The following is a 13710-nucleotide window of genomic DNA, read 5'->3' on the forward strand; positions in this document are numbered from 1 at the left end:
AATATTGCAATTTTATTATTTTATAAAATATTTAACGTGGTAGAAAACAAATATTTTAATCCAAAAACTGTCGTTGTACGTATATTCTATATACCTTTGCGGTGAGAATAGAAATCAAAATTGCTTCGGCGTTAATTATACAATCATGGGAAGATTAGGTCTTACAGAAATCCTTGTTATAGTAGGTATTGTGATATTACTTTTTGGAGGTAAAAAAATTCCAGAATTAATGAAAGGTTTAGGAAGCGGAATCAAAGAATTCAAAAACGCTGCTAAAGACGATTCACCTGCGCCTTCTAAAAAAGAAGAGGAACAAAAATAAGAAAGTCAAAAAAACATTAAAAATCCCAAACTGCAATTATGTAGTTTGGGATTTTTTTGTTTTAAACCATTGGGATTTGGAATTTATTTTTTGAAATTTTTAAAGTATCATCGTCAACTGAATTCGTTTTCTATCTTCATCAACTTCAGTCACTTTTACATCAACGTGCTGATGTAGTTTTACCACTTCGTTTACGTCGCTTACAAATCCTGCTTTTAACTGCGAAATGTGCACTAAACCACTTTCTTTGATTCCGATGTCCACAAAACAGCCGAAGTTAGTGATGTTATTAACAATCCCCGGTAAAATCATTCCCGTTTTCAAATCTTTAATCGATTTTACGTTGGCATCAAACTCAAATACTTTAGCGGACTTTCTTGGGTCCAATCCAGGCTTTTCAAGCTCTTTTATGATATCTTTTAGTGTAAGCAAACCAATTTCAGGTGTTACATACTTTTCGGCCTTAATAAGCGCTGTTTTCTCTTTGTTGGCAATTAAGTCATTTAAAGAAATATTCAAATCTTTCGCCATCTTTTCCACAACTGGATAAGCTTCTGGATGCACCGCCGAATTATCCAGCGGATTTTTAGCATTCGTAATTCTGATAAACGCTGCTCCTTGCTGATACGCTTTATCTCCTAAACGTGGCACTTTTTTCAGTTGTTTTCTATCTTCAAAAGGTCCGTTTTCAGAACGATATTGTACAATGTTTTCCGCCAGCTTCTCCCCGATTCCACTCACATAACTTAGTAAATGTTTACTTGCGGTGTTGATATTGATTCCAACCGAGTTTACGCAGCGAATAACCGTATTATCTAATTCTTCTTTTAATTTCGTTTGATCCACATCATGCTGATACTGTCCTACTCCAATTGCCTTCGGGTCGATTTTTACCAATTCAGCCAACGGATCTGAAAGTCTTCTTCCAATTGAAACCGAACCACGAACCGTTACATCATAATTAGGAAATTCTTCTCGCGCAATTTTTGAAGCTGAATAAACAGATGCTCCTGCCTCAGAAACCACAAATACTTGAATTGGCTTATCAAACGCGATTTTTTTGATGAAAAACTCCGTTTCACGCGAAGCTGTTCCGTTTCCAATCGAAATAGCATCAATTTGATAGGCATTTACCATCGAACGGATTTTTTTAATCGCCATAGATTCCTCGTTTTGAGGCGCGTGCGGATAAATGGTTTCGTTGTATAATAAATCGCCTTTTTCATCTAAGCAAACTACTTTACAACCGCTTCTAAATCCTGGATCGATTGCCAAAATACGTTTTTCTCCCAACGGCGGCGCCAATAATAACTGACCTAAATTGTTAGCAAAAACCTGAATCGAATTCGCATCTGCTTTTGCTTTTGCTTCTTGCAAGGTTTCATTTCCAATTGCCGGATTCAACAAACGTTTATAACTGTCTTCGATCGCCAGCTGTAAATGTGCCGTTGTATTATTTTGTTTTTTAATGATGATTTCGTCAATTACATCGTAAGCATCGTCGATATCAACATCAATTTTCATTTTTATAAAACCTTCATTTTCTGCACGAAGCATTGCTAATAAACGGTGCGCTGGCGCTTTTGTCAACGGTTCTTCCCAATCAAAATATTGGTTGAATTTTTGTGCTCCTTCTTCTTCGGCCTTCTTTTTAACCACTTTTGTCGCAATGGTCGCTTTTCTTTGAAACAATCTACGAAGCTGTTTACGAACATAGATATTTTCGTTGATCCATTCGGCTACAATATCTCTTGCGCCTTGAATTGCCGCTTCTTCGTTAATAACATTTTCATTGATGTACTGCGTCGAAATAAAATCGATATCAGCATCACTTTCAGATATAATCAATTTTGCTAAAGGCTCTAAACCAAATTCGCGCGCTACATCAGCTTTTGTTTTTTTCTTCTTTTTATAAGGAAGGTAGAAATCTTCTATTTCTTGCAAATCAAAACTGTCTTCAATCTTTTTCTTCAATTCTGGCGTAAGCGCTTTTTGTTCTTCGATCGATTTTAAAACGGCTTCTTTACGTTTTACAAGCGTATCGTATTCTTTCTGCAATTTTGCAATCAGCTCAATAACAGTTTCATCGAGATTTCCTGTCGCATCTTTTCGGTAACGCGAAATAAACGGAATCGTACAGTCTTCCTCTAATAATTTTACCGTGTTTTGAATGCTAATCGCCGGCGCTTGTACTGACTTGGCAATGAATTGAATATTAGTCATAGTTTGAAATGAAATAATTCTTGATTATAATTTTGACATAATCTGTTTATTTAAAACCTTAAACAGATCATTATTCACTTGGCTAAAATAATATCTTTGTTTCTATTTTTTAGCCAATGGAAGTTTTATTAATATATTTTTTAGTTGTAAATGTTCTTGAATTTGTAATTGCTGGATTTGATAAATTTCTTGCCGTTAAGCAAAAACGCAGAATTCCTGAAAACACCCTGTTTTTCCTTGCTCTTATCGGTGGATCCATCGGTTTATTAACAGCAATGTTAATCTTTACACATAAAACGTCCAAAACATCTTTTATTGTAAAGTTCGCTGGAATTTTAGCTATTCAAATTGCGCTTATAATTTGCCTTTTCAATTACAGAAAATAGATATTAACATTGTTGATAACTCAAAAAACTGTATTTCAAAGTTTGCTAAAACACTGAATTATAAATACTTAAAATAAAAAACCGGACCAATTAAAAATCGGCCCGGTGTGTTTATTAATAGGTGCGAAGCACCGAATTTTTTTTGACTTTTTATGCGCAAGCGATTTTATTCACTCTGTTTTGATGTCTTCCACCTTCAAAAGCGGTATCCAAGAAAGTTTCAACGATTTCAACAGCTTGGTGAATAGATGTGAATCGCGCTGGAATACTCACAATGTTTGCATCGTTGTGTAAACGAGTTAAATACGCGATTTCTTTCGTCCAGCATAAACCAGCTCTTACTTTCGGATGTTTATTAACAGTCATTGCGATTCCATTACCGCTTCCGCAGATTACGATTCCAAAATCAGCTTTTCCTTCAGATACATCATTCGCAACGGGATGTCCAAAATCTGGATAATCTACAGAAGCATCAGTATCTGTACCATAGTTAGTTACTTCATATCCTCTCGCTTTCAGCATTTCAACAATTGCTTTTTTATATTCTGGTCCTGCGTGATCGTTTCCTATCGAAATTTTCATTTTAAATACTATTTAGTTGTGTAATGCAAATTTACTCAATTAATATATGTTTGCCACGAATTACACCAATTTTCACTAATTTCTTTTTAAATCGAGGGTTTTAAACATTATTAAAATTTAAAATTGAAGTTTCTAGAAATCCTTGTGATTCATGATATAAAACTCTCCTTTTACAACTATCTTATTTTCAAAATCTTACAGGTTATCAACAATTTTAATAACTTCATAAGTATCTCACAATCAATAAATAATATTCAGAATATTTGTTAAAATTTTAAGGTGTTAATAGCAGTTTGTAATTCGTTGATATTCAATTAACTTTAAGTTAACAGAAAATGTTAATAAGTTCGAAAAGAAAATTAGAAGTTTTTTTTGGTTGTTTTCAAAAATTTCATAATCCAAAAGTGAAATTAAATATGCAAGAAAAGTTTCGTGAATTTTTGGAAAAGTTATCAATACCAAAAATATCATTTTCAACAGAAATCAACATATCAACTTATCTACAAAATCAATTTAAATTTGGTTGTCAACCGTTGTTAATTAAAATACAAAAAGTCTTATAAATTAATCATTTAACAAAAAATAACTATGTTGATAACTCAGAATAAATAAGTAAAACGAGATTTCAATGACTTCAAAAAAAAAATTATTCGACATATTAACACACTATAATAACCATAAATTTTTTTTAAATTTTTAAAAATCTTTTTTGTTGTATTTAATATATGTTGAAAACTAAAAAAGTTGAAAAGGAAAAAAATTTTTGAATGAATTGAATTTTTCTCTTTTTTGAATTTGTTTGAATCTTGTTTCAGACGATTTTGAGAGGATTGTTGAGATTGTCCAGAATTTCTTGAACTTGCTCGAAATCGTCTGGATGAACTTTGAGACGAATGCCACCCAGCGCCGCTGAATACATTGGTGCTACGGAAAGCGTGATTTCGTTTTCGAAAAAATAGGGAATTTCTTCCTGCTCCAGTAAGTGTTTGAGAATTACGGTTTCATGTAGATAATTGAATACGGCGATAGTCTTAAAGCTTTCCATATTAGGTCTTTTTGTAAATGTACGAAAAGTTATATTTTTAATAATTCTAATTGTTAAAATCTATATTCTGATATCTTATTTGTAATTTTAAACCTTATAAGAAAAGATATATGAGTAAGAAAATTAGAAAGCCGATAAAAAAAGAGAAAGATTTCTCTAGTAAGATAGTAAAAATTTTATCGCAAAGTGCTAATAAAACATTCAATTATAAACAAATAGCGGCAAAGCTAGAACTTGATGATACAAAAAGCAGAAATCAGATTATTAAAGATTTAAAAATTCTAGCTGCACAAAAGAAGATTATAGAAACAGAACCTGGAAAATATTTAGTTAAAGCTGAAAGCCAGGATTACTATGAAGGAACAATAGATATGACGAGCAGAAAAACGGCATATTTTATTTGTGATGAGTTTGAAGAAGATGTTTTTATTCCGACTAATAATTTGAATCGTGCTTTAGATAAAGACAAAGTAAAAGTTTACGTTTATAACAGAAGAAAAGGAAAAAGACCTGAGGGTGAAGTAATTGAAGTTATCGAAAGAGATAAAACTGAGTTTGTAGGCGTAATTGATATGCAACCAAACTTTGCTTTTGTTTCGACTGCAAATCCTAAAATGTATACCGATATTTTTATTCCGAAGGATAAAATTGGCGAAGCAGAAAACGGAGATGTAGTTTTAGTGAAGATTGAAGATTGGCCAAAAAGAGCTGATAGTCCGTTTGGATCTGTAATTCGAGTACTAGGAAAACCTGGTGAGCACAATACAGAGATTCATGCTATTTTAGCAGAATATGGTTTGCCATCGGATTTCCCGATAGAAGTAGAGGCGTTTGCACAAAAATTAGATACTTCGATTCAGGAATCAGAGATTGCAAAACGTCGTGATATGCGTGATACGCTTACATTTACGATTGATCCAAAAGATGCAAAAGATTTTGATGATGCCTTGTCTTTCAAAAAGTTATCTAACGGAAATTTTGAAATCGGAATTCATATTGCCGATGTTTCCTATTATTTAGAAGAGGATACCATTCTGGATGATGAAGCGTATCAAAGAGCAACTTCGGTTTATTTGGTCGATAGAGTAGTGCCAATGCTTCCAGAAGTATTATCTAATTTTGCATGTTCACTGCGTCCAAATGAGGAAAAATATACTTTCTCAGCAATATTCGAAGTTTCTCCGACAGCTCAAGTTATGAACCAATGGTTTGGAAGAACTGTAATTTATTCAGATCAGCGTTTTGCCTATGAAGAAGCGCAATATATCATTGAAACTAAAGATCATACAATTCCAGTTGATATTTCAATTACTGGAAGTTCGTATTTAGTTTCTGATGAAATCGTTGAAGCAACTTTAAAATTAGATGAATTAGCGAAAATTTTACGCAGAAAAAGAATGCAGCAAGGTGCGATTTCTTTTGATAAAGTAGAAGTTAAGTTCAATTTGGATGAAGCTGGAGAACCTGAAGGCGTGTATTTCAAAGTGTCAAAGGATGCCAATCATTTGATTGAAGAATTCATGCTTTTGGCGAATAGAAAAGTGGCAGAATACATTGGAAAACAAAAGAAAACCTTTGTATACCGTATTCACGATGAACCAAATGAAGATAAATTAATTGCAATGCAAACTGTAATTGCTAAATTTGGTTATAAAATTGATTTTAGAACAAAAGATGATATAGCAAAATCAATCAACGCTTTAATGGAACAAGTAAATGGTAAGAAAGAACAAAATCTTATTGATACTCTTGCCATTAGAAGTATGAGCAAAGCCAAATATTCAACAGATAATATTGGACATTATGGTTTGGCTTTTGATTATTACAGCCATTTTACATCACCAATTCGTCGTTATCCAGACGTTATGGTGCACCGTTTATTGCAGTATTATTTGGACGGAGGAGCTTCTGTTGATGAAGAAACTTACGAAACTAAATGTCTGCACTGTTCAAGCATGGAAAATTTAGCAACAAATGCTGAACGAGATAGTATTAAATACATGCAGGTTAAATACATGCAGGATCATCAGGATGAAGAATTCCTTGGAGTTATTTCTGGTGTTACTGAATGGGGAATTTATGTTGAAATCGTTTCTAACAAATGCGAAGGAATGGTAAGAATCAGAGAAATAAAAGAGGATTACTATACTTTTGATGAAAGACAATACGCTTTGGTTGGAGCAACTTCAAATCGTTTATTGCAGTTAGGAGACGAGATTTATGTTAAAGTAAAAAATGCAGATTTAGTTAAAAAACAACTTGATTTTCATTTTTTGAGAAGAGCGGAATAAATAATTAATTTAAAAATAAAAGTATGAGAAAGCTAATTATTGGAGCAGCAATTTTATTTGTACAAATGTCTTTTGGTCAGGTTACCAAAGAGTTGGGAGATTTTGATACCGTTAAGGTTTTCGATAAATTAAGTGTAAAAGTCGTTCAGGCATCTGAAAATAGAATTGTGATAAAAGGCGCAAGAGAAGCAGAAGTTGAAGTGGTTAATAAAAATGGTATCTTGAAGTTAAGAATGCCTTTTCCAAAACTTTTGTCAGGAAATGATTTAAGTATTACATTGTATTACAAACATATAGAACTTATAGATGTAAATGAAGGAGCAACAGTAACGAGTAATGAAGCGATCAAAGCAACTTCGTTTAAAGTAAGTGCACAAGAAGGTGGTATTATAAATGTTGATTTAGATGTTGATAAACTAAAAGTAAGCTCAGTATCAGGAGGTTCAATTACATTGGCTGGTAAGGCTGCAAATCAAGATGCAAGTTTAGGAGCTGGAGGTTATTTGCTGGCAAGTAAATTAGAAACGTCTCAGACGACTGTAAGCGTTTCTGCGGGAGGAAAAGCCGATGTTAATGCTTCAACCCTTGTCGATGCAAAAGTGAGCGCAGGAGGCTCTATTTACATTTATGGAAAACCAAAACAAATCAACCAAAAAACAGTTTTTGGCGGTAAAATCGAAGAAGTAAAATAACAAATTATATTTAATGATAAATGATATTCTGGCTGGACTGCCATGGGGACTTTTTTTAAGCTTTATGATCGGTCCGGTGTTTTTTGTACTATTAGAAACCAGTATTACCAAAGGTTTCAGAGCGGCGATTGTTTTTGATTTTGGCGTAGTATTAGGCGATATATTTTTTATTGCTATTGCCTATTTAGGAAGTTATCGATTGATTTCCAGCCTAAAAGATGATCCAGCTCTTTTTATTTTTGGAGGAATAATTATGCTTTCTTATGGTATTATTTCGTTTGTAAAATTAAAGAAAGAAGAAAAAATAAATGATGAAGAAATTGACCGTGATATTCTGAAAAGAAACTACGGAAGTTTGTTTGTAAAAGGTTTTTTACTGAACGTTATCAACATTGGAGTTCTTGGTTTTTGGTTAGCTGTAATTATTTCAATTGGACCAAAACTTCAAATGCAAACACCAAGAATGATGACCTTTTTTACAGCTGTTATTATTACATATTTACTTGTTGATTGTATTAAAATACTTTTAGCCAAACAATTAAAAAGTAAAATGACACCAACTAATATTCTTAAAATCAAAAAAGGAATTAGCATTGTTTTAATGGTTTTTGGTGTTGCTTTAGTGGTTCAAGGTTGGTTTCCAAAAGAAAAGGAAATGGTTAAAAATGCTTTTGAAAGAATAGAGAAGAAGTAGTTGCTTATGAAACAAGTATCCTATCTATTTTTATTTTTTTACTTGAATATTACTGCACAAAATGATTCATTAAGTTCTATTAAATCTAACCTTAGCATAGTTTCAACAGATAATATAAATGTAATTTATAGAGGAGTTTCTAATCCGATTTCTGTTGCTGTTCCAAATTGTAAATCTTTTGATGCTACAGGATTAGGATTGACTAAAGTTAAAGAAGGCAAGTATAATCTTAAACCAGGACAGGGCCTTTATTCTATCATTAAAATTGATATTGAATTAAAGGATGGTTCAAAAATTACAGAAGAACATAAATTTAGAATAAGAGATTTGGATCATCCTTTGGCTACAATTAATAATAGAAAATGTGGTACTGAATGTGTTATTGAAATGACAAAAGAAGAACTTTATAATTCTATTATTGGTTATAGTTTTCCTAATGATTTTATTTTTGATTTGAATTTTACTAAATATAAAATAAATGGTTTCATTGTAAAATTTTCTAATAATAAAAAGGTTACAATTGAAGGAAATAGTTTTAATAATGATATTAATAATATAGTTAAAAAGTTAAAGAAGGGTTCTATTTTCGTAATTGATGATGTTAGTTATTCTTTCCCTGGTTCTGAGAATTATCTTTTACCAAGACTTATTCCAATAAAAGTTATTATTGTGGAAAAACAAGTACAGGAAAACTATTTTGAAAATAAAGAGTTTAAAAGAGATAGTATTAAGAGAATAAAAAATGAAAAAAAGCTTTTAAAAAGATAATTAAAACCTCTGAATTTCAGAGGTTTTTTTGTGTTTATAAGTGTGATGTAGAACTTTGTCAAAGTTTGAAACTTTGACAAAGTTGACGATTTCGACATCCAGTTTTTCATTCTTATGAAAAATTAGACATAAAAAAAACCTCTAAATTGCTTTAGAGGTTTTAGAGGCATCGTCCGGATTCGAACCGGAGTAGGAGCTTTTGCAGAGCCCAGCCTAGCCGCTCGGCCACGACGCCATTACTTGAACGGATGGCAAAAGTAACTAAAATCTTTAAAAATCAAAAGTTTCAAATGAAGTATTTTGAAAAAATGCAATTTTAGTTTTAAAAATTACTTTCTTATTTCCGTCATTTTTATAGTAACTGACTCAACATCACCACCAATAGGAGGATTAATTTTAGAAACCCAAACTGTTGTTTTTTCTACAGTTTCTATCTCTGCAAGTACTCGAATATTGATTCTTTTGGCTACATGTTCTAATAAATGCGAACGAATTGCCATTTCTTCTGTCACAATTTTGTTCAAATGAACGTAATCAACAGTGTCTAAAAGATGATCTGTTTCGGCTGATTTCTGTAAATTGGTTTTAATTTTTAGATCAACAGTATAATCAGATCCAATTTTTCCTTCTTCAATCAAACATCCGTGGTATGAAAAAGTACGGATATTTTTCAGTTTTATAACTCCCATTTTTATCTTGTTTCAAGTTTAAAGTTTCAGGTTTTGCGGTAGTTAAATAACTTTAAACCTGAAAGCTGAAACCTTTTTTTTATCTTTGCTAAAATTACTATAAAATAATGGCATCAGAAGAGAAATCACTCAATTTTATTGAACAAATCATAGAGGAAGACGTAAAATCAGGTCTTTCAAATACTAAACTTCGCTTTCGTTTTCCACCAGAACCTAATGGTTATTTACACATTGGGCACGCAAGTTCTATTGCTTTAAATTTTGGTTTAGGAATTGATTATCAATCTCCTGTGAATTTACGTTTTGATGATACAAACCCTGAAAAAGAAGAGCAGGAATTTGTTGATGCTATTAAAAAAGATGTTGAATGGTTAGGATATACTTGGGCAGAAGAATGCTATGCTTCAGATTATTTCCAACAATTATACGATTGGGCAGTTTTATTGATTAAAAAAGATAAAGCGTATGTTGACAGTCAATCTTCTGAAGAAATGGCAACTCAAAAAGGAACTCCTACAACTGTAGGAACCGATAGTCCGTACAGAAATCGTTCAGTTGAAGAAAACCTGGATTTATTCGAAAGAATGAAAAACGGTGAATTTGAGGCTGGTACACATATTCTTCGTGCAAAAATTGACATGAAATCAACAAACATGTTAATGCGTGATCCAATCATGTACAGAATTTTACACAAACATCACCATAGAACTGGAGATGCTTGGAAAATCTATCCAATGTACGATTGGGCGCATGGACAAAGTGATTATTTAGAACAAATTTCTCACTCATTTTGTACACTGGAATTCTTGCCTCACCGTGAATTGTACGATTGGTTTTTAGATCAAATTTTTGATGATAATAAGCTTCGTCCAAAGCAAAGAGAATTTGCAAGACGTAACTTATCGCATACAGTTGTTAGTAAAAGAAAATTACAGCAACTAGTTAAGGAAAAGCATGTTAACGGTTGGGATGATCCAAGAATGTCAACTATTTCTGGATTAAGAAGACGTGGTTATACAGCTGCTTCGTTACGTAATTTTGCTAATACAATTGGTATTGCAAAACGTGATAATTTGATCAATGTATCGGTTTTAGAATTCTGTATTCGTGAAGATTTGAACAAAATTGCACCTCGTGTAATGGCTGTTTTAGATCCTGTAAAATTGGTAATTACAAATTATCCTGAAGGAAAAGAGGAGTGGTTAGAAGCTGAAAACAATCAAGAAGATGAAAATGCAGGTTTCAGAAAAGTACCTTTTTCTCGTGAATTATATATTGAAAGAGAAGACTTTTTGGAAGAAGCTCCAGCTAAATATTTCCGTTTGACTTTAGGAAAAGAAGTGCGTCTTAAAAATGCATATATCATTAAAGGAGAATCAGTTATAAAAGATGCTGCAGGCAATATTACAGAAATTCATGTGACTTATGATACCGATTCTTTAAGTGGAAGCGGAACAGAAGCAAGCCAAAGAAAAGTATCTGGAACATTGCATTGGGTTTCTATAAAACATGCTTTGGAAGCAGAAGTTCGTTTGTATGATCGTTTGTTTACAGATGAAGCTCCGGACAGTTACAAAGAGAAAAATTTCTTAGATTTTGTGAATCCAAACTCTTTAGAAATCGTTACTGGATATGTTGAGCCAAGTTTATCAACAGCTCAAAATGAAGATAAATTCCAGTTCCAACGTTTAGGATATTTTACTGTCGATAAAGACTCAACTCCTTCAAAATTAGTGTTTAACAAAACAGTTGGATTGAAAGATGCTTGGGAAGAAAAAGGTAAAAAAGAAGAAAACAGCATCAACAATTCTTTAAAAGAAATCAACAAATATTTCAAAGTTGAAACAAAACCAGAACGTATTGCAATTGAAAGCGCAATAGGAGAGAACATCAAAAATGTTTCTAGTTTCTCTTTGATTCAGAATTCATTAAAGAAAAATATCAACAATAATAAGGCTTCGTTGTTGTTTTCTCAGTTTATTTTGAAATATTCAAACTGGAAATCTACAGATTTTGAAGAAGAAGATATTAAGAAATTATATTCAATGTCTTTAAAAAGTGAATCGACTTATGTAAGATCAAAATCACTTTTGAATTTAAGAGATATTGAAAGTGAAAGTTTGAGAAATCAATTTTCTGAAGAAATTTCGAAATTACATTCAAATCCGCCAAAAAATGCTTCGGAAAGAGAAATTGAAATTCTTTCTGAAATGGTAAAGTAATAGTATCAGATAAATTTATGAAAAGCGCTTATATAAGCGCTTTTTTTTATTATATATATTTACTATTGAAATTAAATTTTTTATAATTTTTATAGATTAAAACTGACTCTCATAAATTGATTTTAAGATAAAATTAAAATTTGTTGGATACAGAATTCGTTTTTTAAAAGATTGTTTATTGTTGAGCTTTATTTGAATTTTAGTCTTTTTTGCCTTCAATTTTTTTTAAAAACAGCAAAATTTTAAAATTTAAGTCAAAATTATCTTTTTTGATCATTTTTGTTGTTATAGTTTTTTATTATTATGATTTTTTTTAAATGATATTTTGTTTATTATTTATAAAATTAATCATATTTTAAATTTTTATAGTTATAATTTATTAAAATTAACCTTCATAAATTGATTTTAAGAAATTATTTTAAAAGGTTGGATAGATAACTCGTTTTTTAAATTATTGTTTAATTTTAGCTTTTATTTAAGGTTTTGACCTCGTTTTTGTCAGTTTAACGGGTTGTTAACACACAATTGTTTATAAAGTTGGTATTTTTATCTCAATACGAAAAGTCAGTGTTGATTTTCTAAAAATTAATATTTCCGATTAGATTCTAAGTTGGATTTTATTAAAATTAAAAAAGACGATTTTTTATTTTGATATAATTTCAGAATTGAATTCTTGAGAAGACAATTTTATGTTCTAATTTTTATTGTGAATTGATTTTGATAATATTTCGCGTAAAAGGTATTTTTCAAATTATTTCATAATGATGAGATTCCATAATATTGGTTTTAGGCAGTTATTGTTTTTATACTTCAATATCTGACAGTTTTTTAATTTTTAATTTAAATCTAATTATCATGAAAGTATTATATTTTACGCTAGCATTATTATTTGCAAATGTTGCAATTTCACAAACACATCAAATCACAAAACATAACGGTGAAGAACTTGATGTTAATTTTATAAAAAATGAAAATGGTTTAATTTATTATTCGCAAAACGGAAGCGCTGAAGAAGTAAAGATCAGTAAATATGCGGTTTCAAAAATTACGAATAAAAAAACGAATCAAACTCAAAAAATCTCTGATAAAGTAGTTGTTGATTCAAAAGATGATTACAAAATGGTAACTGTTTTACCTCAAGAAAAGACAATAGGACTGAAACAAACCGGAACATTTTCAGGAGTTTCGACAAGGACAAAAGGTGAACCGCCAATTGCAAATCAAAACCAAACGGCTATGAGAATTAAGAGCAAATCGGCTTCAAATGGTTCTCCGTTTGTTAGCATAACTGAAAAAGATGGTAAATATGAGGCTGTGACTTATATGTACTAATTATTGTGTTAAATTTATGTAAATAACATTTATTCAGTAATTTATATTTTAAAAAAGGTTACCTTTATTATTCATTTAAATTTTAATATTATGTCAAAGAACTTAAATACTGCAGCCGCAATTTTAGCCGCTGCCGCAGCTGGTGCAGCTATCGGAATTTTATTTGCTCCCGATAAAGGATCAAAGACACGTGCAAAATTGAAGGAAGGTTTAGATGATGCAAAAAACAATTTGCAGGATTCTCTTTCAGCAAGTTCTGAAGTTCTTCGCGAAAAATTCAAACACGCAAAAGAAAATATGGATGGAACTTATGAAGAATTGCTTTCGAATATGAGTTACAAAACTGAGGAAGTAATCACTTTTTTAGAATCTAAATTGGCTGATTTAAAAGCTCAGAATGCTAAACTTCAAAAATAAAATTATTCTAAAAACACATTACTTGATTATCTTTATGAAAAGTAATG

The 13710-nt window shown here is 31.2% G+C and carries 13 protein-coding genes and 1 tRNA gene; 9 read left to right on the forward strand and 5 right to left on the reverse strand.

Going from position 1 to position 13710, the window contains the following annotated elements:
- Nucleotides 1-145 precede the first annotated feature (145 nt).
- Nucleotides 146-322, forward strand: a complete 177-nt coding sequence (locus AAYQ19_RS12110; RefSeq protein ID WP_343536567.1) for a Sec-independent protein translocase subunit TatA/TatB — start codon at nt 146-148, stop codon at nt 320-322.
- A 99-nt stretch (nt 323-421) separates the two neighbouring features.
- On the opposite strand, the gene AAYQ19_RS12115 is transcribed toward AAYQ19_RS12110, so the two are convergent.
- Nucleotides 422-2545, reverse strand: a complete 2124-nt coding sequence (locus tag AAYQ19_RS12115; RefSeq protein ID WP_343536568.1) for a Tex family protein — start codon at nt 2543-2545, stop codon at nt 422-424.
- A gap of 116 nt (nt 2546-2661) precedes the next feature.
- On the opposite strand from AAYQ19_RS12115, the gene AAYQ19_RS12120 reads away from it, so the two are divergent.
- Complete coding sequence (locus tag AAYQ19_RS12120; protein ID WP_343536569.1) at nt 2662-2931, forward strand: DUF1294 domain-containing protein; 270 nt, start codon at nt 2662-2664, stop codon at nt 2929-2931.
- A gap of 150 nt (nt 2932-3081) precedes the next feature.
- On the opposite strand, the gene rpiB is transcribed toward AAYQ19_RS12120, so the two are convergent.
- Nucleotides 3082-3513: a ribose 5-phosphate isomerase B gene (gene rpiB, locus AAYQ19_RS12125; protein WP_008465784.1), complete on the reverse strand. Its 432-nt coding sequence runs from the start codon at nt 3511-3513 to the stop codon at nt 3082-3084.
- An 811-nt stretch (nt 3514-4324) separates the two neighbouring features.
- A complete protein-coding gene (locus AAYQ19_RS12130; RefSeq protein WP_132988252.1) occupies nt 4325-4558 on the reverse strand; it encodes a putative signal transducing protein in 234 nt (77 codons plus the stop codon).
- A gap of 110 nt (nt 4559-4668) precedes the next feature.
- Between AAYQ19_RS12130 and rnr the strand changes: the two genes are divergently transcribed.
- Genes rnr through AAYQ19_RS12150 form a run of 4 tightly spaced genes read left to right on the forward strand, consistent with a single transcriptional unit; the run spans nt 4669 to nt 9003 of the window.
- On the forward strand, nt 4669-6849 hold the full coding sequence (gene rnr, locus AAYQ19_RS12135; RefSeq protein ID WP_343536571.1) for a ribonuclease R: 2181 nt from the start codon (nt 4669-4671) through the stop codon (nt 6847-6849).
- A 23-nt stretch (nt 6850-6872) separates the two neighbouring features.
- Nucleotides 6873-7541, forward strand: coding sequence for a head GIN domain-containing protein (locus AAYQ19_RS12140; protein WP_343536573.1), 669 nt, complete (start codon nt 6873-6875; stop codon nt 7539-7541).
- A gap of 13 nt (nt 7542-7554) precedes the next feature.
- Nucleotides 7555-8235: a LysE family translocator gene (locus AAYQ19_RS12145; RefSeq protein WP_320569326.1), complete on the forward strand. Its 681-nt coding sequence runs from the start codon at nt 7555-7557 to the stop codon at nt 8233-8235.
- 6 nt (nt 8236-8241) lie between these two features.
- The gene (locus tag AAYQ19_RS12150) at nt 8242-9003 is read left to right on the forward strand and encodes a GldM family protein (protein WP_343536575.1); all 762 of its coding nucleotides are present in this window, start codon (nt 8242-8244) and stop codon (nt 9001-9003) included.
- A gap of 164 nt (nt 9004-9167) precedes the next feature.
- Here AAYQ19_RS12150 and AAYQ19_RS12155 read toward each other — a convergent pair.
- Both AAYQ19_RS12155 and folB read right to left on the reverse strand, forming a co-directional pair.
- Nucleotides 9168-9238: transfer RNA gene (locus tag AAYQ19_RS12155), tRNA-Cys, on the reverse strand.
- Between the two features lie 94 nt (nt 9239-9332).
- A complete protein-coding gene (gene folB / locus AAYQ19_RS12160; RefSeq protein ID WP_057115457.1) occupies nt 9333-9692 on the reverse strand; it encodes a dihydroneopterin aldolase in 360 nt (119 codons plus the stop codon).
- A gap of 107 nt (nt 9693-9799) precedes the next feature.
- On the opposite strand from folB, the gene AAYQ19_RS12165 reads away from it, so the two are divergent.
- The 3 genes from AAYQ19_RS12165 to AAYQ19_RS12175 all read left to right on the forward strand — a co-directional run bounded on the left by AAYQ19_RS12165 (nt 9800) and on the right by AAYQ19_RS12175 (nt 13663).
- On the forward strand, nt 9800-11914 hold the full coding sequence (locus AAYQ19_RS12165; protein WP_343536579.1) for a glutamine--tRNA ligase/YqeY domain fusion protein: 2115 nt from the start codon (nt 9800-9802) through the stop codon (nt 11912-11914).
- Nucleotides 11915-12769: 855 nt separating this feature from the next.
- On the forward strand, nt 12770-13246 hold the full coding sequence (locus AAYQ19_RS12170) for a hypothetical protein (RefSeq protein ID WP_343536580.1): 477 nt from the start codon (nt 12770-12772) through the stop codon (nt 13244-13246).
- A 90-nt stretch (nt 13247-13336) separates the two neighbouring features.
- Nucleotides 13337-13663, forward strand: a complete 327-nt coding sequence (locus AAYQ19_RS12175) for a YtxH domain-containing protein (RefSeq protein ID WP_343536581.1) — start codon at nt 13337-13339, stop codon at nt 13661-13663.
- Nucleotides 13664-13710: the final 47 nt, after the last annotated feature.

The sequence above is a fragment of the Flavobacterium mesophilum genome (assembly GCF_039581405.1).
Taxonomy (GTDB): domain Bacteria; phylum Bacteroidota; class Bacteroidia; order Flavobacteriales; family Flavobacteriaceae; genus Flavobacterium.